A 23507-nucleotide genomic window follows, 5' to 3' on the forward strand; every position below is an offset into this window, starting at 1 on the left:
TTTGGCAGGAGTTCTGTACTATGTAGGAAAGAAAAGACTCGAGGGGACGTTCTTTTGAGGCATATTTCGATAATTACTATCAAGTAATATTACAAGTTGACAATTGCTTACAGTAAATGTACTATTTAGCTATAATTAGTTATTTTATGCAATTGAGAATATAAAATAACAAGAACGTATCGGTCGTTCTTGGAGAATAAAATGTAGTGAACCAATGCGGAGGGATAGCAGTGCATGATACGAAGGATGAACATGAGAAAGTAATGGAAAGTTTAGTTCCCGCTGCATTTACATACATAGCAGAGCAAGTACATGATGCTATTCTCGTTTTTGATGTTCGCGGTAAAGTGATGTATGCGAATCAGGCGGCTTCTAATGTTTACGGTCATTCTGCAGATGAGTTTCAGAGCCTCTGCGCTCACGATCTATATTCTCCTAAAGAGCAATATCGTATTAGCGAGCAAATGAAAACAGCTCAACAAGAGGTTACTCTACACAATGTTGTTCACCTAAGACGAGATGGGATGGACTTTCCAGTAGAAATAAGTTTTTGTAAAGCTGTTTTTGGGGAAATGGAAATGTTAGTCAGCATTGTCCAGCCGCTTGATGGGGAAAAGAAAGAGATTCTAATAACAACTAACGAAAAAAAATATCAATCGCTACATGAAGAACTTTTGGCTGCATATGAGGAACTTACCGCTTCGGAAGAAGAGCTAAGGCAGCAATTTGACGAATTATTAGCGAAAGAAGAAAAAATTTATCATCAAAATGCGGTACTTAATTTATTGCATGATACAGCGATAAGTCTCATGACTGACTTCGATCATAACGATGTATTTAAAAAAATTATTGATAGCATTAGGGAACTTTTTGATGCGCCCAATAGTTTTGTACATTTTGTGAACGAAGAAACAAAGACATATACGGTAAAAATAGGAACAGGTCTTTTTGACAAGTTTGTGGAGACGGGAGACATTAGGGAAGGAATTATCGGACAAGCGTATAGAACAGGAAAAATTGCCGTTGTTGAGAACTATAGTACATGGCAGCATCGCTTATCCAATCCAATATTTGACGAATTATACTACTTCATCCTAGTTCCGCTAAAAAACAAAGATAAAATGATTGGTGCAATCGGACTTGCCTTTTCCGAGATAGGCAGGATTCTTACTGAAGATGAACTTTCTTTGTTGCAGCGATTTGCCGATCTCGCGGCGCTTGCTCTAAGTAATACCTTATTGGTAACCTCGTTACAGAATGAAATAGAAGAGCGTAAGCAGGCAGAAAAAGAAGTTCGACAATCTGAAGAAAGATTTTCCAAAGCTTTTCAGATGAGCCCAAGTGCCAACGCAATTGCACGCATGGATGGTACATATGTGGATGTGAATGAGAGTTTTTGTAGAAGCACGGGTTACAGTAAAGAAGAATTGATTAGTAGAACAAGAGAGCAAGTAGGTCTTTGGGCGGATATGCAAGATCTGGACTTCTTACTTAACGAACTCAAAAAACACAGGGAAGTTAATAATCTAGAATCATGGTTTTGCTGTAAGGATGGTAGAAAAATCTGTGGTTTAATGTCAGCGCGAGTGGTTACGATTAACGGTGAACAGTGCATTATATCGATCACTCATGATATAACGAAGCTTAAAAAAATCGAGGAAAAGCTCAAATTATCGGAGGAAAAATTTTCCCAAGCTTTTTATTTGAGCCCAGATATTATAACCATCAGTCGGATGAATGGAACCTATGTGGACGTGAATGAAGGTTTTGTCCGTGTTAGTGGCTTTTCTAAAGAAGAAGCTATCGGGAAAAGGCCTACAGATTTAGGGCTTTGGCAGAATCAATGGATGCGTGATCATATAGTGGAGGCTCAAAAAAAGCATCGTGAAATTCGCAATATGGAAGTTCCGTTCCGTTGCAAAGACGGACATATTGTATATGGACAATTGTCGGCGAGCATGCTTAACTTTGATGGGGAACCATGTTATATGGTAGTTGTTCGTGATATTACCCTACAGGTACAGGTGGAGAAGGAGCGGCACCAGCAGAAAGAAATCTTATTAGCCAACAGAAACAAGCTATCCTTAGCGGTGGGATTGGCTAAATTAGGTCCATGGGAATATAATTTAGAGACAGGACTTTATGAATTCAGCGATGAGTTTTACACAGTATATGGTACTGACGTAGCACGAGAAGGAAGATTTATGTCGCTGGATACCTATATCAGAGAGTTTGTGCATCCAGAAGATGTCTTGATTTTTGAGAAAGAAAAAAAACTTCTTTCGTCCAGTGGAGAATTCAACTTTTGTGATATAGGGCATCGAATCATCCGGCGGGACGGTGAGATACGCAATATTCTTGTACGTCGAAGTATTTTCAAAGATGCGGATGGGAAAATTATAAAGAAATACGGCATGAATCAGGATATTACCGAGCTAGTACGGGTAGAAGAAGAACGGCGAAAGCAGGCGGAAACGATCAAGCATATGGCCTATTTTGATTTGTTGACGGGGCTTGCAAATCGGTATCATTTAAATGAATGGCTAAATGGCGAAATGGAACGGGCTCGCGCAGGAAAAACGTCGGGCGTTATTCTGTTTATTGATTTAGATGATCTAAAGATGGTCAACGATACCTATGGTCACTCTTGTGGGGATCAGATTATAAGTGCGGCTGGGGATAGAATTGTCGACGGAGTAGGTGAAAAGGCGTTTGTGGCTCGTATTGGCGGAGATGAGTTTGTCGTAATCTTATCTGGTACGTATGACCGAGGGCAAATCGAAGAAATTGCTCGTAAGATAAATAAGTCACTAGGAAAGAAGCAAGAATTTTTTGGACGACTCTTTCATATGACAGCAAGTATTGGTATTGCTTCTTACCCCGCCGATGGCGACACAGTAGAAGAAATTATTAAAAACGCCGATAATGCCATGTATGCGGCCAAAAAAGATAGCAAGAATTGCTGGCGTTTCTATACGAGGGAGATGCAAACGGAGGCATATAAAAAAATACAGCTGACTGCTAGTTTGCGTTATGCCCTGACGTGGGGAGAACTTTCCCTTGTATATCAACCTCAGGTAGTTACTGCCGAAAGAACTGTGATTGGATTTGAGGCCCTTTTGCGTTGGAATAGTTCTGAATATGGGGCTGTGCCGCCAATACAATTCATTCCACTTGCTGAGCAATCTGGTCTTATCCACGGTATTGGGCAATGGGTTTTGTATCAGGCTTGTCAATTTGCTCGGCGTTTGGCTGACCAGGGATGGGGGAGAATACATGTCGCCGTGAATATATCGTCAAAACAAATAGCTGCGGATGATTTTATCTCTGTTGTCCGCAGTGCTGTTAATACGGCTGGCATCCAGCCAGAGCAACTTGAACTTGAGATTACCGAGAGTTTACTGATGACGTCAATTGAGGATGCTACTAGCAAACTTGTCGAGCTTAAAGAGTTTGGGGTGCATCTATCGCTAGACGATTTTGGCACAGGTTTCTCGTCCTTGACCTATTTGCGTAGATTACCGGTCGAAACGCTTAAAATAGACAAGTCTTTTATTGATATGATAACAACTGATGCTCAAGGGGCAAAAATCATTGGCTCCATTATAAATATGGCGCACACGATTAATATGAACGTTGTCGCTGAAGGGGTGGAAACTCCAGAGCAATTAGAATATTTGGCCGATAATGGCTGTGATCTTATCCAAGGTTATCTATTCAGTCGCCCACTGCCTGAATCAGAGGCGATAAAATTACTGTCTGATAAGGGGGGGATAAACTGCTTTAAGCAAAATGAAAATACTGAGATACTTTCTTTATAGTAGACAGGATGCAGTTTATGTAATCAAGATCCCAAACATAATGCTGGCAATAAGATGTTGACAACCGGATGAGGCTGTACTGGACAGAGTAACTTCTTGAAAAATTTACTTATTTGACTCGGAGATATTCCATAACTTCGGTAGTGATATCCACGGCGGATGTGGACAGTTGAAACAGACGATGGTAGTATAAAATGTTTTTGAGCTTCTGATAATTTGGTAAAAATAGGAGAAGGTATAGATGAATAAAGTTATTTGCGTATATAGTTCTTCCAGTTGGGCTATCGATCCCGTTTATTTTGATGCAGCCTCAGATCTGGGACGTCAAATCGCAGAGAAAGAGGATCTATTTCTTTTTGGCGGCGGGCTTACCGGTCTGATGGGGGCCTGCGCCCGAGCGGTGCACCAGCACCATGGGCAGGTTATAGGGATTATTCCGGAGGCATTAAATATTAAGGGAATTGTCTATGATAGGTGTGATGAACTTGTTGTAACAAAATGCATGCGGGAGAGAAAGGCAATCATGGACGAACGCTCCGATGCGTTTATTGCATTACCCGGAGGATACGGTACCCTGGAAGAAATACTGGAGATCATAACATTAAAGCAGCTGCGATATCATAACAAACCGATTGTCATTCTGAATATCAACCATTTCTATGACAAACTCCTAGAACAGTTTGAGACGTTCATCAGCCAGCAATTTGCAAAACCGGAATGTAATGAACTATACTTTGTGACTGAGGATATTTCTTCGGCTCTAGATTACATTGATTCATATGAGCCACCTGTGTTTGAAAAACGGTGGCTTACAAACGTAGAGGATTAAACGCGCATCTGGTTTTATTTTGTACAAGAATGGCCTCAACCTTTTGTGAAGGTTGAGGCCATTTGAATTGGATGAATTAAGAGGTTATAAGAGCATTTACTCGGTATATGATGGTACAGAACAGGGAGTCAAAACATAGCAGCTACTAGTTAGTATCAATCAATGTCTCGATTGCTTGTTTCGCCCACTCAGAATTTTTGAATACTGCCCGACCGACACCGATGAGATCTGCTTTACCTTCAGCTAAGAGTTGCTCGGCGATCTTAGCATCCGTAATTCCACCAGTAAGAATAACTGGAATGGATACGACCTTTTTGATTGCAGCAGTTAATGGTGCAAAATAGCCTTGCTCATCGCTGCCATCTGGTATAATATAGCCGCAAAATCCGCCAGAAATATCAAGAATATCCACTCCTGCCTTTTCAAATTCTTTGGCTGCAAGTAGGCTGTCTTCGATAGTTGTTCCTCCTGGAGTAAAGTCTGATGCCCCTAAGCGCAACAGAATAGGAAAGTCTTCTCCTACGGCTGTACGTACTGCAGAGATAACTTCAAGGTGAATACGAATGCGGTTAAGTACAGTTCCACCATATTCATCTTTTCGTTGATTCGTCAAAGGCGAGAAAAATTGATTAAGAAAATATCCGTGAGCTGAATGGATTTCTACTCCGTCAAAGCCAGCTTCTTTCACACGAAGAGCAGCTTTTTGAAAATCAGTTACAATCTCGGTAATTTGTTGTGTGGTAAGTTCATGAGGCATTGATCCTTTACGTGGGTTAATTACTGCTGACGGTCCCACTGGGGTTGTACCGATAACTTTCGGATCGGCTGCACTACCGGCATGATTAATTTGCATTATGACCTTGGAACCGTTATTGTGGATAATCTCTGCTAACTTCTTACAGCCTGCTACTACACTATCATCGGCAATGGATAATTGATGTTCACTGGCCTTCCCTGCCAATTGGATAAAGCTATGCTCAATAATAATGAGAGAGAGATAACCACCCTCTGATTTTTCTTTATAATAATCTAATACACCTTGACTTACTTTTCCATCCGATCCTGCTTTCGCAGTAGCCATGGGCGGCATAATGAGACGGTTGTGCAGGGTTAATGAGCCTGATTGTAAAGGTTCTAGTAAATGTGCCATGAGGAGCCTCCTTAAATTTTAAACTTCATTCCAATTGAGTAGGCTGGTTCTACCTGAAAACTCATTATATATATTATTATATAAATATGTATCAGATGATAGTATGCACTTATTCGTGAGTTACTAACTAAAAGGAGAGTAATAGTATGATTCAAGAAGATGAAGTATTGTTCTTAGCATTTGAATATATATATTTAATAATTGGTGAAAAATGATTATAATATTTTGGTTATCTGAACGTAAAATAATGTGATATGGAAAATTAATGAACAAAATGAACTACTTGCGATTGTATAGTAGTTGTAATAAAATATCAGCATAGAAAGTAAAAAATGGAAAATAAGGAGAATTTGGTATATGAATGAAGCGATACAACATAGAAGAAGCATTAGAAAATATGATGGCAAATTGGTAGAAAAAGAAAAAATTGAAAAACTATTAAGAGCTGGGATGCAAGCACCGTCGGCGGCTAATCAACAGCCATGGGAGTTTATCGTTGTTGAAAATAAAGAGACTCTTCAAAAATTATCAAATGCATCTATATATGCCACACCTATTAAAAATGCCCCTTTAGGAATTGTTGTACTCGTTAAGGAAGAACTCCTTAAATTTCCGAGCTGTTGGCAACAAGATCTAGCTGCTGCGACGGAAAATATTTTACTTGAAGCTGTAGAACTTGGATTGGGCGCTGTTTGGTTGGGTGTTGCACCAGAGGAAGACCGAATGGCATATATTAAGGATTTGTTTAAGCTTCCAAAAGGAGTGGAAGCGTTTGCATTGTTAGCAGTAGGTTATTCTTCTGATAATAAATTTGAAGACCGATTTGATGCAAATAGAATACACTATGAAAGATATTAATTGAGCAAGACACGGTGAGTTTATAGATAAATAATGATGAATTGATAAATATTTATTGTCCAAATACGTCTGGGGGTAGCTGGAATGCAAGTTCATCTAATTTTAGCTTTTGTAGCCTTTTTGTGGGGATTAAATCCACCAGCAATGAAAATTGGTCTTCTATATGTTGATCCTATGCCTTATAATGCAATTCGTATGTTGGTTGCGTTGGTAGTCGGTTGGGGAGTGTTAAGGCGCATGGCGAGTTGGCAACCGCTTAGGCGAGAAGATTGGAAAGTATTACTCATTTCCAGTCTGGGTTTTTTCTTCTTCCAGCTTTTCTTTACTGCAGGCGTGCAGATGACTACAGCAGGTAATGCATCACTCATTCTTGGCTGCCTGCCAGTCAGTGTCGCCATTATTAATCACTTTCATCGACTTGAACGCATTAGCGTGATGGTGATGGTCGGTATACTGATTTCAATTGCTGGAGTAGTGATTATGGTGGCTGGGACTGGTAAAGAAATCAGTCTGAGTGAAGGACATATTATTGGAACACTGATACTACTGGCCGCTCAAATGAGCTACGGCTACTACACCGTTTTTTCCCGTCTACTGATACATGGTTATTCGGCATATCAGATAACCGCATATATACTTCTAATTTCTACTGGACTCTTCCTAATTGTATCACTTCCCTCCGTGCTGGCAACTGATTGGCAATCTGTACCCTGGGCAGGTTGGATTAGCATCTTATATTCTGGCTTATTTCCTCTCTGCTTGGGCAATTGCCTGTGGATTTGGGGTACAGGAATATTAGGCAGTACCAAGGCATCGCTATATAATAACCTGCCACCAGTCTTTGCTGTTGCAATCGGTTACCTATTTCTTGGAGAAAGTTTTGGGTGGCTACAGTTTATGGGTGCCGTCATTATATTTGCAGGTCTTTATATCGCTAAGGGGAGAGGGATAAAACCGACTACGAAAAAAGGCATTTCTAACTGTAGTAATTAATTAGAAGGGGTAATTTATTTTATATATAGTAGTGAGGAAAAAAAGTTGGATATTATAAGGGTGAATAATAGTAATATCGATACAGAACATATTTGTTGCGCACTATCGGATAAAAAAGGAGAGGGAGGCGCCGCAGCAAAGAAAAATTGGATGAAAGATCGCTTTGAGGACGGTCTTGTCTTTAAAAAACTTAATGCCAGAGGAAAAGCTTTTATTGAATACATACCAGTTGAACAGGCATGGTGTCCACTTGCAGCAAAAGAATATATGTTTATTAATTGTTTTTGGATTTCAGGAAAATTTAAAGGGCAAGGTTATGCAAATTTGCTTTTAGAAGAGTGTATCTCTGATGCAAAGGCGCAAGGAAAGATAGGTCTAGTAGTCCTCTCATCTAAGTCTAAAATGCCTTTTCTATCAGATCCTGCCTACTTGAAACATAAAGGTTTTCAAGTGTGTGATATGGTCAAACCATATTATGAGTTACTTGTATTACCTTTTTATGAACAGGCGGAAAAACCTACATTTAAAGAGTGTTGTAGACAGGGAGTGATAGAGCATAAAGGAATTGTTTTATACTATTCTGATCAATGCCCGCATACAGAAAAATATGCCACTATTACTGCAAATATCGCTCATACCAGAGGTGTGGCATTGACTCTGATAAAATATCAAACAAAAGAACAGGCACAGAATGGACCTGCTCCTTTTACAACCTATAGTCTTTTTTGGGATGGGGCATTTGTAACCCATGAAATATTATCGGAAAAAAAGTTTGTCAAACTCCTTGATCGAATTCAATTATAATGAATGCTCGACAATGAGGACAGGTTGATTCTCAAGAGTAGAAAAAAGGATGAACTAGACAGTTGTTGCTCCAATAGAAACAGCCCTTTTATGATATTTACCTATCAATAGGTATCATCATGAAAGGGCTGTTTAATTTGGCATAGTGACCTCTAGACTTTAAATTCTTCTGCTAATGCTTTAAAAGCAGGAATGGAATTTTTAATGCTATTGAAATCCACGCAATAAGCCAATCTAAAGTGTCCAGGACAACCAAATCCAGTTCCAGGTACAATGAGGAGATTGTATTTCAGTGCGCGTTTGGCAAATTCAATATCATCGGGAATGAGAGACTGAGGGAAAAGATAAAATGCTCCTTGGGGTTTTACGCAGGAATATCCGAGCTCAATGAGATTATTGTATAAAAAATCACGTCTTTTTTTATACTCATCTGTATTTACAACTGTATCCAAAGAGTCGGCAATTACTTTCTGGAAGAGAGAAGGTGCATTTACGAAACCTAGCGTCCGATTGCAAAAAATCATACCATTAATTAATAAATCCACATCAGTAATACTAGGATTTATTGCAATATAGCCAACTCGCTCTCCTGGAATAGCTAAGGATTTGCTATAGGAATTCACAATAGCTGAATGCTTAAATAACTTCAAAATACTGGGTACTTCTACTTGGTCATAGACTATTTTGCTGTAAGGTTCATCGGATATAACAAGTATTTTAGAATTAAACTCTGCTTCTTTAGCTTCTAGTAAAGCAGCGATCTTTTTAAGTGTTTCTTCGCTGTATACTACGCCTGTTGGATTATTGGGTGAATTGATAATGATTGCTTTGCATTTAGGTGTGATACTTTTGGCGAGCAAATCCAGAGAAGGTTCAAAGGTTTTTGTATCTGCTGGGACAACTACTGGTTTACCGCTACAGTTTTCAATATAAAATAGGTATTCAACAAAGTATGGTGAAAAAACGATGACTTCATCTTCAGGATTTAAGATACTTTTTAAGACAACATTCAGTCCTCCAGCAGCTCCGCAGGTCATAATGATATGATTTTGCGTTATCGGTAAGCCGCTTTCTTCAGAAGCCTTTGCGGCAATTTTTTCTCGTACTTCTGGGTGCCCTGCATTGCTCATATAACGGTGAAGGCCAGCGCATTCCTCAGAAGTATATCTTTTGATGGCATTTTTTACTTCTGCTGGTGGTTCGTAATCAGGATTACCCAAACTAAAATCGTATACATTTTCTGGACCATGAATCTGCCGAAGCTTTGCTCCTTCCTCGAACATAGCACGTATCCACGAAGATTTATTAATTTTGTTGTAAATATTTTGTGAAAGCATAGTGATTCCTCCTGAAATTTGTAAATAGAATCTATTAAGAGACTTCTTTTATACTTTCTGGATGGATTGATGAAAATCCTTTTAAGTGAAAAAAGAATCAATAATGGATAGAACGATATTGAGTACGGTTTATGGATGGACCGCATTCAAATAGTGTCTCCGGTTTCCTTCCTCGATAAGTTCCAAGAATAAGGCTGATTCTTATTGCAGGAGCTTTGTATGTTGATGGTAAATATAATTATAGGTAGTTAGATTTCAATATAAAAATCGATCATTACATGTGGCGGAAGGAGAATAATTAAATGAAAATATATCAGGTATATCAAGTTGATTCATTCACTACCGAAAAATTTAAAGGTAATCCTGCTGGTGTGGTGTTAAATGCGGATGGACTTTCTGAAAAACAGATGCTATCCATTGCCAGAGAATTGAATAATTCGGAGACCGCATTTGTTTTTTCACCCCAAGGACCTGATCATGATCTTTATATTCGATACTTTACCCCAACTGTAGAGGTCCCTATTTGCGGACATGCTACGATTGCCACTCATTATGTTAGGGCTATCGTAAATCATGCAGTTTCTTCAAAGGTACTTCATAAAGTTGGTATTGGTATTTTACCAGTGGAAATTACTAAGGAAGAAAATGACTATTTAATTATGATGACTCAGGGGAAAATAGAATTTTCTGAGCCGTTTATAGGGGAAGAACGTCACAATATAATGGTAGCATTAGGATTGGAGCAGGACGAACTTGATCAACGTTGTCCTATGCAAGTTGTATCAACAGGACATTCTAAAGTGATGATTGGGATTAAATCTAGAAAAAAATTAGATTCTTTAGCGCCAGATATGATTTCACTAAGTAGGCTGAGTCAGTTAATCGGATGTAATGGTTACTTTGTTTTTACGCTAGATAGTGAAATGCCTGGTGTTTTAACGCATGGAAGAATGTTTGCTCCAGGGATTGGCATTACAGAGGATCCGGTAACCGGAAATGCTAACGGTCCCCTTGGAGCATATCTTGTGAAACATAATTTGGTTACATATAATGAAGGAATTTTTTCATTTAGAGGGGAACAAGGGACGGCCATTGGTCGTAGTGGAATTGTAGAAGTAGAAGTGCAAATCGAAAAAGGTGAGCCAATCGAGGTCAAGATTGGTGGACGGGCAGTCATTGTTTTTCAAACTACAATTGAATTATAACTTATCATAGTAAAAAGGCTTGTGCAAAATTTTGTGAAATAAAAATATTCTCAACTGAACTATCAGCATGATAACTCGTTTCTGAGAAGAAATAACATGAGTGATATTGAAAGGAGTTTTATAATTTGAAGACAATTGCAGTATTAACTGGCGGCGGAGATTGTCCAGGATTAAATGCAGTAATGAGGGCGGTTTACAAGACTGCGCACTCAAATGGAATAGAGGTCTATGGGGTAAAAAATGGATTTAAAGGTTTAGTTGATAATGACCTATCTTTACTTGGTCCTGAAAATATTTCTGGTATATTACCTCGCGGAGGAACCATTTTAGGTACTACAAATCGAGATAATCCTTTTAAATATCAATGCAACGATCATGGAGAAATTGTTTATAAGGATATGTCCCAGCAAGTTTTATTCAATCTTAAAGAGCGAGATATAGAAGCGTTAATTGTAATTGGCGGTGATGGTACACTGAACATTGCAAGTAAAATTGCAGAGCTTGGATTTCCCGTAGTCGGCATTCCAAAAACAATTGATAATGATTTGCCAAAAACAGAGAGAACCTTTGGTTTCGATACAGCCGTTAGTATTGCCACAGAAGCATTAGATCGATTGCATACAACAGCCGAATCCCATCATAGGGTAATGATTCTAGAAGTCATGGGACGCTATGCAGGGTGGATTGCTCTTCATAGTGGTATTGCTGGCGGAGCGGATTGCATTATCATTCCTGAGATTCCTTTTAATTGGGATTCCATTACAGCTAAAATTAAGCTCAGACAACAAAAAGGGACTTTGTTCAGTATTATTGTAGTGGCCGAAGGAGCTAAACCCATCAATGGAGAGTTATCAGTAGCAAGGATAATCAATAATAGTCCTGAAAAAATACGACTAGGTGGCATAGGCGATAAAATTGCTCACGAATTAGAAAATTTATTAGCGGTAGAATGCAGATCTACAGTATTAGGACATCTTCAACGTGGCGGTAGTCCGACTGCGTATGATAGGGTATTGTCTACCAGGTATGGTGAGGCTGCAGTCAATGCAATCATTAATAAAAAATTCAAGACAATGGTGGCATTACAGAATAACGAAATTGTCCCAGTTGATTTAAATGAGGTTGTTGGAACTCCATATTTAGTTCCAGCAACACATGATTTGATTAAAACGGGACGTTCTCTTGGAATTTCTTTTGGTGATTAGTGTGAGCTATAACGATTAAAGAATTCCTGCTCAAAGTTGCGGATTTGGCAGGAATTCTGTATGTTTATGGGAAATAGAGTAATGCTAAATATTGCCTGTAGCAAATAAGTTGGATGAAGGCGAGTCGAAGTACCATCATATGACTCTCGAATAGAGTAAAGAGGAGTGATCCATAGAGTGAAATTTATTAATAATGCTGATTTGACGATGCTAACGAATTTGCTAATAGAGACTTATAGAAAGAATGAAAATAATCGATTTTTATTAGCTATTACAGGAGTTCCAGGCGCGGGGAAAAGCACATTAGCAGATTTGTTAATGAAAAAAACTAATGAAATTTTACAAGAAGAGAGTGCAATCGTCATTCCAATGGACGGGTATCATTATCATAATGATATATTAGTAGAAAAAGGCTTACTACCATTAAAAGGAATCCCCCAAACCTTTGATTCTCAGAGATTCGTAACGCTGATAAAGGAAATAGCAACGGAAAAAGCAGAGGAAATATATTGTCCATCTTATGATAGAAGTCTTCACAATCCAGTTGAAGGTTCAATCGTAATTGAGAATAAACATAGAATTATCATTGTTGAAGGTAATTACTTACTATTAGATACGTACCCTTGGAATGAACTTGCGGATTTGTTTAGTGAAAGTTGGTTTATTGAGACTCCGCTCGCTACGACAAAAGAACGCCTGATCAGTCGGCATGTACTCACAGGCCGTTCCTTGGAAGAAGCGTTAGATAAAATTAGCTCTACAGATGCACCAAATGCAGAATTGATTATTCAAACTCGCCATAGAGCCACTAAAGTAATTACGGTAGCAACTATGGAGGGGTGATGAGGATGCAGACTTTGAATGCCGTTCGCTTAGCACAAGAACTGTTATTGCCTAAAGTTTCTCACGCTAGGTGTATTGTTGATGCTACGGCTGGAAATGGGAAAGATACTTTATTTTTGGCAAAAAATAGTCCTGAACATGGAACTATATATGCCTTTGATATTCAGGAGAATGCGATTGAAACATCAAAAAAAAGATTGATGGAGCATAATCTTGATGGCAAAGTTCAGTTGATTTTAGACAGTCATGCCAATATTCGGTCGTATATCAATAAACCAATCGATGTCGCTATGTTTAATTTGGGCTATCTTCCAGGGAAGTGCCACGAAACTATGACGATGGTTGAGTCAACTATTCGTGCTTTAACTGATGTAGTCAGTCAATTGTCAGTTGGGGGGATTATTTCAGTTGTTGCTTATCCTGGGCATCATCATGGGAAAGAGGAAAATGATGCTGTTCGCAACTATACAATGACATTACAGCCTAAGGAATTTACTGTACTATGTATTGATATGATCAACCATCTCAATCATCCACCGATATTGTATATGATTGAGAAAATTAAGAGTGAATCGGAAAGATCAGAAGAAATATTGAAAAAAACGTAGTTTTTTAAATGAGAGACAGTGAGGACGGCACTTAGTACCGACCTCCTGACAGCATGTTTTTCTTATATTAGTATTCGCCAACTTTTGAAAAATCGCGCTTGATTCCCGGCATACCAGGGACCCAACCTGCGGGCACGCCTTGACCGGTTGCCTCACCATATTGGATTCCTTCTAAAGTACGCACGACTTCTTCTACGTTTCGTGCTACTTCACGTGGATATACGGAATAGTAGCGGATTCGCCCTTTTGGGTCAATGATAAAGGTGGCTCGATAGGCGGCACCTGTGCTAGAACCGTAGACCCCGTAGGCTTTTACCACATTGCCAGTACGATCGGATAACAGAGGGTATTGAACTTTACTTGCATTTGGCGATATTTCATGGAAGACTTTATGGGAGTAGACACTATCAGTACTGATTGCGATGGCATCAGCGCAGAGACTGCGGATGTATGGATACATGTCGGCAACTGCCGCTAATTCTGTTGGTCAGACAAAGGTAAAATCACTAGAATAGAAAAAAAGCAATAACCATCTCTCGCGGAAATCTTTTAGGCAGACTTCAATTTCCTTGCCACGATAATAAGCAGGGAGGCAAAAATCTGGTGCTTGTTCTTCTAACTTAAAACATTGGCGTGGCTCAAGCATGGTCTTTGCAGACATTTCCAAAGTAGAAGACCTCCTTGTTTCATAAGATATAGTATTTTATGAAAAGTTGAGATCAAGGGTGTATAGGCAAAACAGGGTGATACATATACAGGATGGAAACGAATTTTAACTGAAGCAATTAATTTTACGTTGAAAATCGTTTATCAAAGAAAGAGTACTGTCTAGAATCGGCAAGGCTAATTATTGAAAATACTAATGTAATCCATAAGATATTCTGAATATACTTAGTGTTATTTTTACGGTAAGATTAGATCAATGATTATCGAGTTGGATATCTCCTAATTAATATCTTAACTTTATTATAAAAATACACCGAGGAGGATTTTAAACATGAATAATGCTTATTTTCAAATTATGCTTCCCAAGAATGAGCCTGTAAAAGCTTATATGCCAGGATCTCCAGAAAAGGAAGCTTTAAATGCGGAGCTTCAAAGACAATTGGCAAACCCAGTTGAAATACCAATGATTATTGGCGGAAAAGAAGTTCGTTCAGGAAAAAAAGAAAAAATGATTTGTCCTCATGACCATCAAAAAGTACTTGGTGAATATTATGTAGCAGGTGAAAAAGAGTTGCTCATGGCCATTGAAGCTGCAGAAGCGGCAAAGGAAGAATGGGAAAACATGGCGTGGGAGCATCGTGCTACGATTTTCTTAAAAGCAGCGGATTTATTGACAGGAAAATATAGAGCAAAAATAGCAGCCTCTTGCATGCTTGTACAAAGCAAAAATCTTTATCAGGCAGAAATTGATATTATTTGTGAATTGGCGGATTTCCTTCGCTTTAATCCATATTATGTACAAGAAATTTATAAACAACAACCTAGCAATACCGATGGAGTATGGAACCGTGTCGAATATCGCGCTTTGGATGGCTTTGTGGCAGCCATCACTCCTTTCAATTTTACATCGATCGGTGGAAATCTTTCGACAGCTCCTGCGATGGTTGGTAACACTGTTTTGTGGAAGCCATCTTCTACAGCAGTTCTATCGAACTACTATTTCATGCAAATTCTTATAGAAGCAGGTTTACCTGCAGGCGTTATTAACTTTGTTCCATGTAGAGGTGTTGATTTTGGCAACGTTGTAATCGGTCATCCCAATATGGCTGGTGTCCACTTTACAGGTTCAACGGCTGTATTCAATGGTATATGGAAACAGGTCGGTGAAAATATTAATAACTATGTATCATATCCTCGCCTTGTTGGGGAGACAGGGGGTAAAGATTTTATTTTTGCTCATGAATCAGCAGATGCTCAGGCCCTTACATGTGCCATGGTCTTAGGTGCTTTTGAATATCAAGGACAAAAATGTTCGGCAGCGTCCCGTGCTTACATTCCTGAAAGTCTTTGGGGTACAGTAAAAGATCTTCTTGAAAAAGAAATTGGAAAGGTTAAGATGGGGGATGTTTCTGACGCTACCAACTTGATGAATGCGGTTATTGATCAAAAATCATTTAAGAACATTCAAAGTTACCTCGATTATGCCAACGAATCGAAGGATGCAGAAATTATTATTGGCGGTAAATGCGATGATAGTGTGGGATACTTTGTAGAACCTACAGTAATCTTAGCAAAGACACCTACCTTTAAAACAATGGTAGAGGAAATATTTGGGCCAGTTCTAACTATTTATGTGTATCCGAATGATAAACTTGATGAGACATTAGAACTATGTGATACAACAACGAGCTATGCATTGACTGGCGCTGTGTTTGCACAGGATAGAACGGCAATTATCAAGATGGCAAAAAAATTGGATCATGCTGCAGGTAATTTCTATATCAATGACAAACCAACTGGTGCGGTAGTTGGGCAACAACCATTTGGTGGTAGCCGTGGATCAGGTACAAATGATAAAGCTGGTAGTGCAATTAATTTATATCGTTGGATGAGTCAACGTGCCATCAAAGAGACGATGGTTCTCCGTACTGTGGTCAATTATCCTTATATGTCAGAGAAATAATCTTTGATATAAGCAAGATTATTTTTAAAAATTTCAATAGTTGGTGCTTTCTCTCTCTCTTTTTCTCTCTATAGAAAAGCCGATTAGTCTAACGTGATGATACGCTAGACTAGTCGGCTTTTTATTTTTTATGGTATGGAAAGTGAAACAATAAGATTTTAGAAAAAAATAAAATGACAGACTGAGTTTTTATATAGTATAGTGTGAATAGGATATAATACTGATACGTGAGGAGTTGGTTATTTGTCACTTTCGAAATATGAAATATTCAACATGATTGTTGAAGTTGGCAGTTTAACCAAAGCCGCCGAAAAACTTCATTTGACCCAATCAGGCGTCAGTTATGCAGTGTCTACGTTAGAAGCTGAGCTCGGAATTTCGTTGCTCAAACGTGCCCATTCAGGTGTCAGTCTAACCAGTAATGGAGCTCGAATTCTTAAACATATCAAAAAAATTTTACATGAAGAAGAACTTTTGCGGCAAGAAATTGCGGCAATTAAAAGTTTTGATACCGGAACAGTTCGCCTGGGCACATTATCCAGCGTTTCTGTTCAATGGTTGCCGGGAATCTTAGCTTACTTTAATGAAAAGTATCCTCATATTGAAGTCAAAACATATTTGGGCTGCTATGATGAAATGAATACCTGGATATCTAACGGTACGATTGATTTTGGTTTTGTTTCTTTACCAACATCGAAACCCTTTGATACGATCCCATTAAAAAGAGATAAATTGATGGTTATCCTGCCGCCCGATCATCCGTTACGGCATCAAAAGGAAATCTCTTATTCTCAAATAAAAGATGAATGTTTTATCATGCCACAATGGGGTAGTGATGATAATATAAGACGTATATTGAACGAACATAATTTAAATCTCCGCGTTAAATATGAATTAATGGAAGAAAGAACTATATTGGCGATGGTTCAGAAGAATTTAGGTATCAGTATTCTTCCCGAGCTGATTTTATCTCATGTACCTGACGATATTCACATCGTTGATTTAAAAGAAGCAGATTATCGTCTTGTAGGAATCGCAGCCCTCTCCTTGAAAGAGCTCCCTCCCGCCGCCAAGAAATTTCTTGATTGTATCTGTTCTTGGTTACATGAGAATCATATAACTGATTTTTGAATCGATAAGATGCTCTTGTAAACTTGACCTTTGAACTGATGAAGAATATCATATTCCATTAGAAAAGAGTATGCTCAATCACACAGATGAATCGAAGAATTGTTTCAAAGGACTATTTTTTTGGACTGCCTACTTAATAGAAGGCAGTCCAATTTTTTAGGGAATGAGAAGGTATAACACTTTCTAGGGTTTCAAGTAAGAACGACTAAGGCTTTTCTTATATCGAGCTTTTTTTTATTTCATCTAGATAACTGTAAACAGTGACTTTAGAAATATCCAATTTTTCAGCAACTTTTTCAATGGCACCTTTAATTAAAAATAGGCCTTTTTTTTCCATAAATGAAATTAATTCAATTTTATCTTTTCTTTTTAAATGCTCGATTTTATTAGTACCAATAATTTTATCTATTAAATCATCGACTATTTCCATCACATTGTCAAAAGGTTCTACCGTCGTCTCAATCTTCTCCTGATCGGCAGCCATGAATTCATCTAAAAAAATTCTGATGTTATTTAGATTTTCTAAGTCATAATTTATACACAATGCCCCAATGACTTTATCTTCAGAATCTCTAATAAGTGCAGTAGAAGACTTTATTTTTCGACCATCTTCAGCAGTGGTTATATAATTTGCATGATAGTCGCTATCAAACTTTTTAGATAATAGAACGTCTTTAACTAGATGCTCAAATGATTGTCCAACTTTACGTCCGGTCACATGATTATTTATGGTATAAACCACTGAATTTTGAGGGATGGATAAATCGTGGATTACCACTTCGCAGTTTTTACCAAAAGTTTTAGCTATCAAATTTGCTATAGGTATATATTTTTCTAATTTTTTATTTGTATAAATCAATCTAATCATTCTCCGTTTATATAAAAATTTATTTAAATAACTTGATTTTATATAAAAAAATATATATTATATAAAATATAAGGTAAATTATATGACTATTATATAATTTTTTATATAATAGTCAACTGTTTTACCTGAATATATAAAATTGATGTATGGATTATTTGTGAAAAATATGTTGAATAGGGTGGTGTATTTTATGCATTTTTACTGTTCTGTATGCGAAAAAGATTATCCGATTGAGGGGCTTAATTATCAGTGTGAGTGTGGTGGGCTTTTTAAATTATATAAAGAAAAAGAAGAAGGTATTACGACAACCGTATCCTTAGGAGAAGTTAAAACACCAATATTGAAGCGGAAACTACAAGAGCGAGAAGTCTATTTAAAGTTGGATTATATGCAACCAACAGGTTCTTTTAAAGATCGTGGGGCATTTACCATGGTGAATAAATTGAAAGAACTAGGTATTACAGAAGTTGTTGAAGATTCTTCTGGTAACGCAGGGGCGGCATTTGCAGGATACTGTGCTGCTGCAGGAATAAAGTGTAATATTTATTTGCCGGAGAGTACTTCACCAGGGAAAATTAAACAAATTAGTGCCTATAAAGCAAATGTAGTAAAAGTTCCAGGGACACGTGACGATACAGCTAAAGCAATATTAAAAGCTGCTGAAACTACTTATTATGCTTCACATGTATATAATCCTTTATTCTTTGAAGGTACTAAGTCTCTTGCTTATGAGATTTATGAACAAATCGGCATTCCTGATTATATAGTAGTACCTGCTGGTAATGGGACAATGCTGCTCGGAGTTTATAAAGGGTTTAAGGAAATCGGAAAAATTCCTCGAATTATTGTTGTTCAAAGCAAGAATTGTGCTCCTATATTCAGCAAATTTAAAAATCAGCCGGTTGGTGAAATGAAATCAACTGCAGCAGAAGGAATTGCGATTCAAGAGCCAAAAAGAATAGACGAAATGATAGAGGCTGTAAAAGATAGCAAGGGTGATATTGTTATAGTAGACGATGCAGAGGTAATAAAGGCTCAGGAAATGCTTGGTGAAATGGGAATTTATATAGAGGTAACTTCAGGGGCAGCTGTCGCAGGAATGCTACAATATTTTGATAAAGAGTATGATAATAAGCTGACTATTGTTGTTCCTCTCACAGGAATGGGACTAAAAAAATAGTGATAGTGGATGTTATGATGAAAGTTAGCAGTGGAAATATAGGGGGTCTTCTATATGCAGTTAGTTAATACGCTCTATTCAGTTCAATCAAAGGGGCATTATTCTCCTGCGGTCATACATGGCGATCTTGTATATGTGTCAGGTCAATTACCAATTAACTATGATGAGGGTGAAATGCTACCTGTTGGTGGACTTGAAGAACAGACGCAGCAAGTGTTAAAAAATCTTGATGAGATATTGAAACAATGCGGAAGTTCTAAACAAAAAGTACTTAAGACTACGGTATACATTCCAGATATCACTTATTGGGCAGTTGTTAATAAAATATATGGAGAATTTTTTGGAAAGCATAAACCAGCTCGAACAATAGTACCAACCAGCAGGCTTCATTTCAATGCAATGATTGAAGTGGAAGCAATCGCTTATATTTAATTGGTATGATTATAAGATCATTGAGAAGTTCCATATTTAAAACTTTGTCGCCCTCGAAATGTTATATTAACTTTGCAAGATTACAATTGACCAGTGGAATTTCTATGAAGTAGTTAAGAAAAAATAATAGAGAAAGAACTCCTGCCAAATTTTTGTGGAAATAATCTGGCAGGAGTTCTTTGGTTATAGAGTAAATATAGATGCTATAAGATATAGTCTAAAAATATTAAAAATCATTAATTAGTGTAAAACATCCCAAAGCTGCTTTCCTATGAGAAAGGTTGTCACCGAAATAAATAGTGGTTTTACATAAGCAGCGCCTTTGCTAATGGCAAATCTCGAACCTACAATAGCACCAATGATCATTGCAATGCCCATGCTAATACCATAAACATAATTGACTGAATCAGCTAACAGAAATGTTGCAACAGCACCTAGGTTACTTGCTAAATTCAGTGCCTTAGCATTTCCAGCAGCTACGACAAAATCAAAACCAAGCATCAAAAATACAAAGATTAAAAAAGATCCTGCTCCTGGTCCGAAAAAACCGTCATAAAAACCCAATATAAAAGCAGCACAACCTCCTAAGATGCCCACTCGTTTATCAATACCTTTATAAGTAGACTTATCGCCCCAATCCTTTTTGAAAACTGTATAAATGGCGACTAAAACCAACATGACTACAACTAAAGGTTTTAGAAATTCAGGAGGAATCAGCCGTACTGTATACGCTCCCAGTATGGAACCGATTAAGGATAAAGGAAAAAGATATTTGACTAATCCGAGATCCATCTTTCCTGAACGCAAAAAAGAGATGCTGCTCGTACTGGAACAGCAGATTGAAGCAAGTTTATTAGTCCCTAATACAATGTTGGGAGGTAATCCTGTCATTAGTAATGCTGGCATGGAAATTAAACCACCGCCCCCAACAACAGAGTCTATAAAAGCTGCGACAAAACCAGCCCCCAATAAAAAACTAAGCATTTCCATACTAATGTGATCCATAACTATTATCCTCCTACTTTTAAAATTCATATCCTGCATTTACTCATTAAGTGCCAGCTCTTGAATTTATTATAGATAACGCTGATACTTAAAGTAAAATATATTAAATACATTAATAATATGAAAAAAATTAATATTTAAATAGAGGGGCAATCAGAATGAATATTGATGACATACAAGCATTTTTAGCGGTTGTCTCTAATCAGAGTTTAACAAAAGCTGCCGAGGTTCTTCACTTATCTCAGTCTTCTGTAAGTCATCGTCTCAAAAATCTTGAACAAGAGCTTGGGCTAATTCTTGTTCAACGGGGAAAAGGGCTAAAAACGATTGCGCTTACTCCTGCTGGTGAAGATTTTATTCTAGTTGCTGAAAAATGGATTCAATTATTACTTGAGACACAATCATTAAAATCACGTACGAGATTGTCCTTATCAATAGGGGCAGTTGACAGTGTAAACACCTATTTACTGCCAAATGTTTATCAGCAAATCATTTGCCAACGACCTACCATGCGCTTACACATCTATACCCAAAATTCAACTGAACTTTATAATTTAATTGAGCAACGAACTATTGATATTGCTTTTGTCTTACATGAAAGAATTATAAAAAATATCGAAGTATCTCCATTCTTTGCAGAGCCTATGGTTGTTATCCGTTTGGCTTTGCCAGAACATCTATCTGTTCCAAACATTCATCCACAGCAACTAAATTCCCAGGATGAATTATACCATGGCTGGTTTCCGACCTATGAAATCTGGCATAATAAGTGGTGGGATCCTTTTCAGTCATCTCATATTCAGGTAAGCAATGGTCCGATGGTTTTGCCGCTACTGAGAACGCCGCAACAGTGGGCCATTGTTCCCTTATCAATCGCTCAATATAAGTCAGCAACTAACGAGTATACCATTCAAAAACTGATTGATCCTCCCCCTGACCGAATCTGTTATAAACTTACTCATAAATTTTCTAAATCTAGGACGAAGGAAGCAGTGGCTATTTTTGATACATTTGCTGCAGAACTCCTTGAACAAATTGATTACCTAACAAATTTAGTTCATTACAATGACTGAATTGTAAAAGAGTAATGTTGAATTTGATTTAGATGATAGAACTGACTTAATTAAGTAGGTTAAGGTCTATATTGCATACTCTTGTAAAGCTCTATATAATTTGTAGAGTATTATCTTTTTTAGATGTAAAGGGTTTTATGAAAGTCCATTTGGTAAATCATATAGGTAAGTAAAATAGGTAATAGGTAAATTGTTATGGAGCATAAAACATTATCAATAAAGTTGAGTGTAATATACAGTATCATCTATGGGGCGCTGGCTTGTATTTATCCATTTCTGATTTATTACTTTCAAGAGAAAGGACTCAGTTATATGGAAATGGGTATAGCTTTTGCAGTTATTTCCATAACGGGTGTCATTGTTCAGCCAATCTGGGGATTTATCACCGATAAGTATTCCAACCAGCGCACGGTCATCATTATAGCCATGTGTTTTAGTGCATTGTTTGTGTACTCATTAATCCTTGCGAATGGTTTCTATGTTATTATCTTGAGTATAATCCTATTAATGAGTTTTCAGAGTCCAATTGTACCGATTGCAGATGCCTATAGTTATGAGATTATCGAACAATATAAAAAATTACAGTACGGTAAAATTCGACTTATGGGGTCATTTGGTTATGCAGTAGTTGCATTGTTGATGGGGTACATTGTAAAAAAAACGGGGATAAACACTTCCTATGTGATTTATTCCATTCTGATGTTTTTCGGAGTGTTGCTGTTGGCTAGTATTGACTATAAAGGTAAAGGCATGCGAAAGAATATTAGTTTCGCTGATATAGTCGATTTGATCCGTTATAAGAAATTTATACTTTTGATGATTTCAGTCATTCTTACTAATATTGCAAATGGCAGCAACTCTAGTTATATGCCTGTTCTAATTGGGAAGACGGGAGGCGATGTTACCCAACTGGGTATTGTATGGTTCATTATCGCCATAAGTGAATTGCCTGCATTCTATTTCGGAGCAAAATTGATATATAAATATGGTGAACTTAATTTATATATCTTTGGAGTGGGATTATTTGCTCTACGTTATTTCTTAGATTCTTTATGTGATGATTATGTCCCAGTGCTCGTGATTCAAATGATGCAAGGTGTTACGTATACATTCTATTTGATGACGTCTTTGCAATATCTGAATAAAATTAGTCCTGCCAAAATGAGAACATCAGCTATCACTCTGCATGCAGCAGCAATCGGTATTGGTGCTGCCGTCGGAAATATAGGAGGCGGAATACTCTTAGAATATATCAGCATATTTACCCTATATCAAATACTCGCTTTCACTTGCGTAATATGCCTGTACATTCTGATTGTGTTAAAAAAAGTAGAGTAAAGCAAAAGTTCTATATGAACTCAATCTTTTTGTGCTCCGAGATTGAGATTTGTTTAGTGAATTTGATATAAGAACACAACAGATAAACAAATACAAAATAGTTAAGGACTTAACTATGATTAGGCGAATTGCGAACAACTTTAGGAGATGTTCGCAATTTGTATGTTGTAGCTAAGTCCTTTTTGGCTATTTTATTCT

At 37.5% G+C, this 23507-nt stretch carries 20 protein-coding genes; 15 read left to right on the forward strand and 5 right to left on the reverse strand.

What is annotated here, in order from left to right; genetic code table 11:
* Positions 1 to 230 precede the first annotated feature (230 nt).
* The gene (locus ACAN52_RS12305; RefSeq protein ID WP_378955112.1) at positions 231 to 3821 is read left to right on the forward strand and encodes an EAL domain-containing protein; all 3591 of its coding nucleotides are present in this window, start codon (positions 231 to 233) and stop codon (positions 3819 to 3821) included.
* 241 nt (positions 3822 to 4062) lie between these two features.
* The gene (locus ACAN52_RS12310) at positions 4063 to 4650 is read left to right on the forward strand and encodes a TIGR00730 family Rossman fold protein (protein ID WP_378955114.1); all 588 of its coding nucleotides are present in this window, start codon (positions 4063 to 4065) and stop codon (positions 4648 to 4650) included.
* A 145-nt stretch (positions 4651 to 4795) separates the two neighbouring features.
* On the opposite strand, the gene ACAN52_RS12315 is transcribed toward ACAN52_RS12310, so the two are convergent.
* On the reverse strand, positions 4796 to 5800 hold the full coding sequence (locus tag ACAN52_RS12315; RefSeq protein ID WP_378955117.1) for an NADH:flavin oxidoreductase: 1005 nt from the start codon (positions 5798 to 5800) through the stop codon (positions 4796 to 4798).
* Positions 5801 to 6157: 357 nt separating this feature from the next.
* Here ACAN52_RS12315 and ACAN52_RS12320 point away from each other — a divergent pair, with 357 nt between their 5' ends.
* The 3 genes from ACAN52_RS12320 (at position 6158) to ACAN52_RS12330 (ending at position 8455) form a co-directional block, all read left to right on the forward strand.
* Positions 6158 to 6658: a nitroreductase family protein gene (locus ACAN52_RS12320; RefSeq protein ID WP_378955119.1), complete on the forward strand. Its 501-nt coding sequence runs from the start codon at positions 6158 to 6160 to the stop codon at positions 6656 to 6658.
* Between the two features lie 84 nt (positions 6659 to 6742).
* Entirely contained in the window at positions 6743 to 7651 is a 909-nt protein-coding gene (locus tag ACAN52_RS12325; protein ID WP_378955121.1) for a DMT family transporter, read from the forward strand.
* 45 nt (positions 7652 to 7696) lie between these two features.
* Positions 7697 to 8455 carry a YoaP domain-containing protein gene (locus ACAN52_RS12330; protein WP_378955123.1) on the forward strand — a complete coding sequence of 253 codons (759 nt, stop codon included), beginning with the start codon at positions 7697 to 7699 and terminating at the stop codon, positions 8453 to 8455.
* 152 nt (positions 8456 to 8607) lie between these two features.
* On the opposite strand, the gene ACAN52_RS12335 is transcribed toward ACAN52_RS12330, so the two are convergent.
* The gene (locus ACAN52_RS12335) at positions 8608 to 9792 is read right to left on the reverse strand and encodes a pyridoxal phosphate-dependent aminotransferase (protein ID WP_378955125.1); all 1185 of its coding nucleotides are present in this window, start codon (positions 9790 to 9792) and stop codon (positions 8608 to 8610) included.
* 302 nt (positions 9793 to 10094) lie between these two features.
* On the opposite strand from ACAN52_RS12335, the gene ACAN52_RS12340 reads away from it, so the two are divergent.
* From ACAN52_RS12340 to ACAN52_RS12355, 4 genes are all read left to right on the forward strand, one after another.
* Positions 10095 to 10997: a PhzF family isomerase gene (locus ACAN52_RS12340; protein WP_378955127.1), complete on the forward strand. Its 903-nt coding sequence runs from the start codon at positions 10095 to 10097 to the stop codon at positions 10995 to 10997.
* A 125-nt stretch (positions 10998 to 11122) separates the two neighbouring features.
* Positions 11123 to 12202 (forward strand): 6-phosphofructokinase, encoded by a 1080-nt coding sequence (locus tag ACAN52_RS12345; protein ID WP_378955129.1) that lies wholly within the window; start codon positions 11123 to 11125, stop codon positions 12200 to 12202.
* A 177-nt stretch (positions 12203 to 12379) separates the two neighbouring features.
* A complete protein-coding gene (locus tag ACAN52_RS12350) occupies positions 12380 to 13045 on the forward strand; it encodes a hypothetical protein (protein WP_378955131.1) in 666 nt (221 codons plus the stop codon).
* A gap of 5 nt (positions 13046 to 13050) precedes the next feature.
* Positions 13051 to 13653, forward strand: coding sequence for a class I SAM-dependent methyltransferase (locus tag ACAN52_RS12355; protein WP_378955133.1), 603 nt, complete (start codon positions 13051 to 13053; stop codon positions 13651 to 13653).
* Between the two features lie 67 nt (positions 13654 to 13720).
* Here the strand turns inward: ACAN52_RS12355 and ACAN52_RS12360 are convergent, their stop codons facing one another.
* Complete coding sequence (locus tag ACAN52_RS12360) at positions 13721 to 14299, reverse strand: peroxiredoxin (protein ID WP_378955365.1); 579 nt, start codon at positions 14297 to 14299, stop codon at positions 13721 to 13723.
* Between the two features lie 351 nt (positions 14300 to 14650).
* Here ACAN52_RS12360 and pruA point away from each other — a divergent pair, with 351 nt between their 5' ends.
* Positions 14651 to 16282: an L-glutamate gamma-semialdehyde dehydrogenase gene (pruA, locus tag ACAN52_RS12365; protein WP_378955135.1), complete on the forward strand. Its 1632-nt coding sequence runs from the start codon at positions 14651 to 14653 to the stop codon at positions 16280 to 16282.
* A 243-nt stretch (positions 16283 to 16525) separates the two neighbouring features.
* On the forward strand, positions 16526 to 17413 hold the full coding sequence (locus ACAN52_RS12370; RefSeq protein ID WP_378955137.1) for a LysR family transcriptional regulator: 888 nt from the start codon (positions 16526 to 16528) through the stop codon (positions 17411 to 17413).
* Between the two features lie 217 nt (positions 17414 to 17630).
* Here ACAN52_RS12370 and ACAN52_RS12375 read toward each other — a convergent pair whose 3' ends face one another.
* Positions 17631 to 18272, reverse strand: coding sequence for a transcriptional regulator (locus ACAN52_RS12375; protein ID WP_378955139.1), 642 nt, complete (start codon positions 18270 to 18272; stop codon positions 17631 to 17633).
* 199 nt (positions 18273 to 18471) lie between these two features.
* Here ACAN52_RS12375 and ACAN52_RS12380 point away from each other — a divergent pair, with 199 nt between their 5' ends.
* Positions 18472 to 19461, forward strand: coding sequence for a pyridoxal-phosphate dependent enzyme (locus ACAN52_RS12380; protein WP_378955141.1), 990 nt, complete (start codon positions 18472 to 18474; stop codon positions 19459 to 19461).
* 54 nt (positions 19462 to 19515) lie between these two features.
* Entirely contained in the window at positions 19516 to 19893 is a 378-nt protein-coding gene (locus ACAN52_RS12385) for a RidA family protein (protein ID WP_378955143.1), read from the forward strand.
* A 240-nt stretch (positions 19894 to 20133) separates the two neighbouring features.
* Here ACAN52_RS12385 and ACAN52_RS12390 read toward each other — a convergent pair whose 3' ends face one another.
* Positions 20134 to 20898 carry a sulfite exporter TauE/SafE family protein gene (locus ACAN52_RS12390; RefSeq protein ID WP_378955144.1) on the reverse strand — a complete coding sequence of 255 codons (765 nt, stop codon included), beginning with the start codon at positions 20896 to 20898 and terminating at the stop codon, positions 20134 to 20136.
* A 158-nt stretch (positions 20899 to 21056) separates the two neighbouring features.
* On the opposite strand from ACAN52_RS12390, the gene ACAN52_RS12395 reads away from it, so the two are divergent.
* Both ACAN52_RS12395 and ACAN52_RS12400 read left to right on the forward strand, forming a co-directional pair.
* The gene (locus ACAN52_RS12395; RefSeq protein ID WP_378955147.1) at positions 21057 to 21971 is read left to right on the forward strand and encodes a LysR family transcriptional regulator; all 915 of its coding nucleotides are present in this window, start codon (positions 21057 to 21059) and stop codon (positions 21969 to 21971) included.
* Positions 21972 to 22166: 195 nt separating this feature from the next.
* Entirely contained in the window at positions 22167 to 23309 is a 1143-nt protein-coding gene (locus ACAN52_RS12400) for an MFS transporter (protein ID WP_378955149.1), read from the forward strand.
* Positions 23310 to 23507: the final 198 nt, after the last annotated feature.

This window comes from Pelosinus sp. sgz500959 (genome assembly GCF_042610375.1).
Lineage (GTDB): Bacteria > Bacillota > Negativicutes > DSM-13327 > DSM-13327 > CTSoil-075.

Bases quoted from the DNA above. Each gene is read 5' to 3' on its own strand.
- ACAN52_RS12385 (WP_378955143.1), top strand. From the start codon at position 19,516: ATGCAGTTAGTTAATACGCTCTATTCAGTTCAATCAAAGGGGCATTAT.
- pruA (WP_378955135.1), top strand. From the start codon at position 14,651: ATGAATAATGCTTATTTTCAAATTATGCTTCCCAAGAATGAGCCTGTA.
- ACAN52_RS12320 (WP_378955119.1), top strand. From the start codon at position 6,158: ATGAATGAAGCGATACAACATAGAAGAAGCATTAGAAAATATGATGGC.
- ACAN52_RS12400 (WP_378955149.1), top strand. From the start codon at position 22,167: ATGGAGCATAAAACATTATCAATAAAGTTGAGTGTAATATACAGTATC.
- ACAN52_RS12355 (WP_378955133.1), top strand. From the start codon at position 13,051: ATGCAGACTTTGAATGCCGTTCGCTTAGCACAAGAACTGTTATTGCCT.
- ACAN52_RS12335 (WP_378955125.1), bottom strand. From the start codon at position 9,792: ATGCTTTCACAAAATATTTACAACAAAATTAATAAATCTTCGTGGATA.
- ACAN52_RS12395 (WP_378955147.1), top strand. From the start codon at position 21,057: ATGAATATTGATGACATACAAGCATTTTTAGCGGTTGTCTCTAATCAG.
- ACAN52_RS12315 (WP_378955117.1), bottom strand. From the start codon at position 5,800: ATGGCACATTTACTAGAACCTTTACAATCAGGCTCATTAACCCTGCAC.
- ACAN52_RS12390 (WP_378955144.1), bottom strand. From the start codon at position 20,898: ATGGATCACATTAGTATGGAAATGCTTAGTTTTTTATTGGGGGCTGGT.
- ACAN52_RS12310 (WP_378955114.1), top strand. From the start codon at position 4,063: ATGAATAAAGTTATTTGCGTATATAGTTCTTCCAGTTGGGCTATCGAT.
- ACAN52_RS12380 (WP_378955141.1), top strand. From the start codon at position 18,472: ATGCATTTTTACTGTTCTGTATGCGAAAAAGATTATCCGATTGAGGGG.
- ACAN52_RS12325 (WP_378955121.1), top strand. From the start codon at position 6,743: ATGCAAGTTCATCTAATTTTAGCTTTTGTAGCCTTTTTGTGGGGATTA.
- ACAN52_RS12340 (WP_378955127.1), top strand. From the start codon at position 10,095: ATGAAAATATATCAGGTATATCAAGTTGATTCATTCACTACCGAAAAA.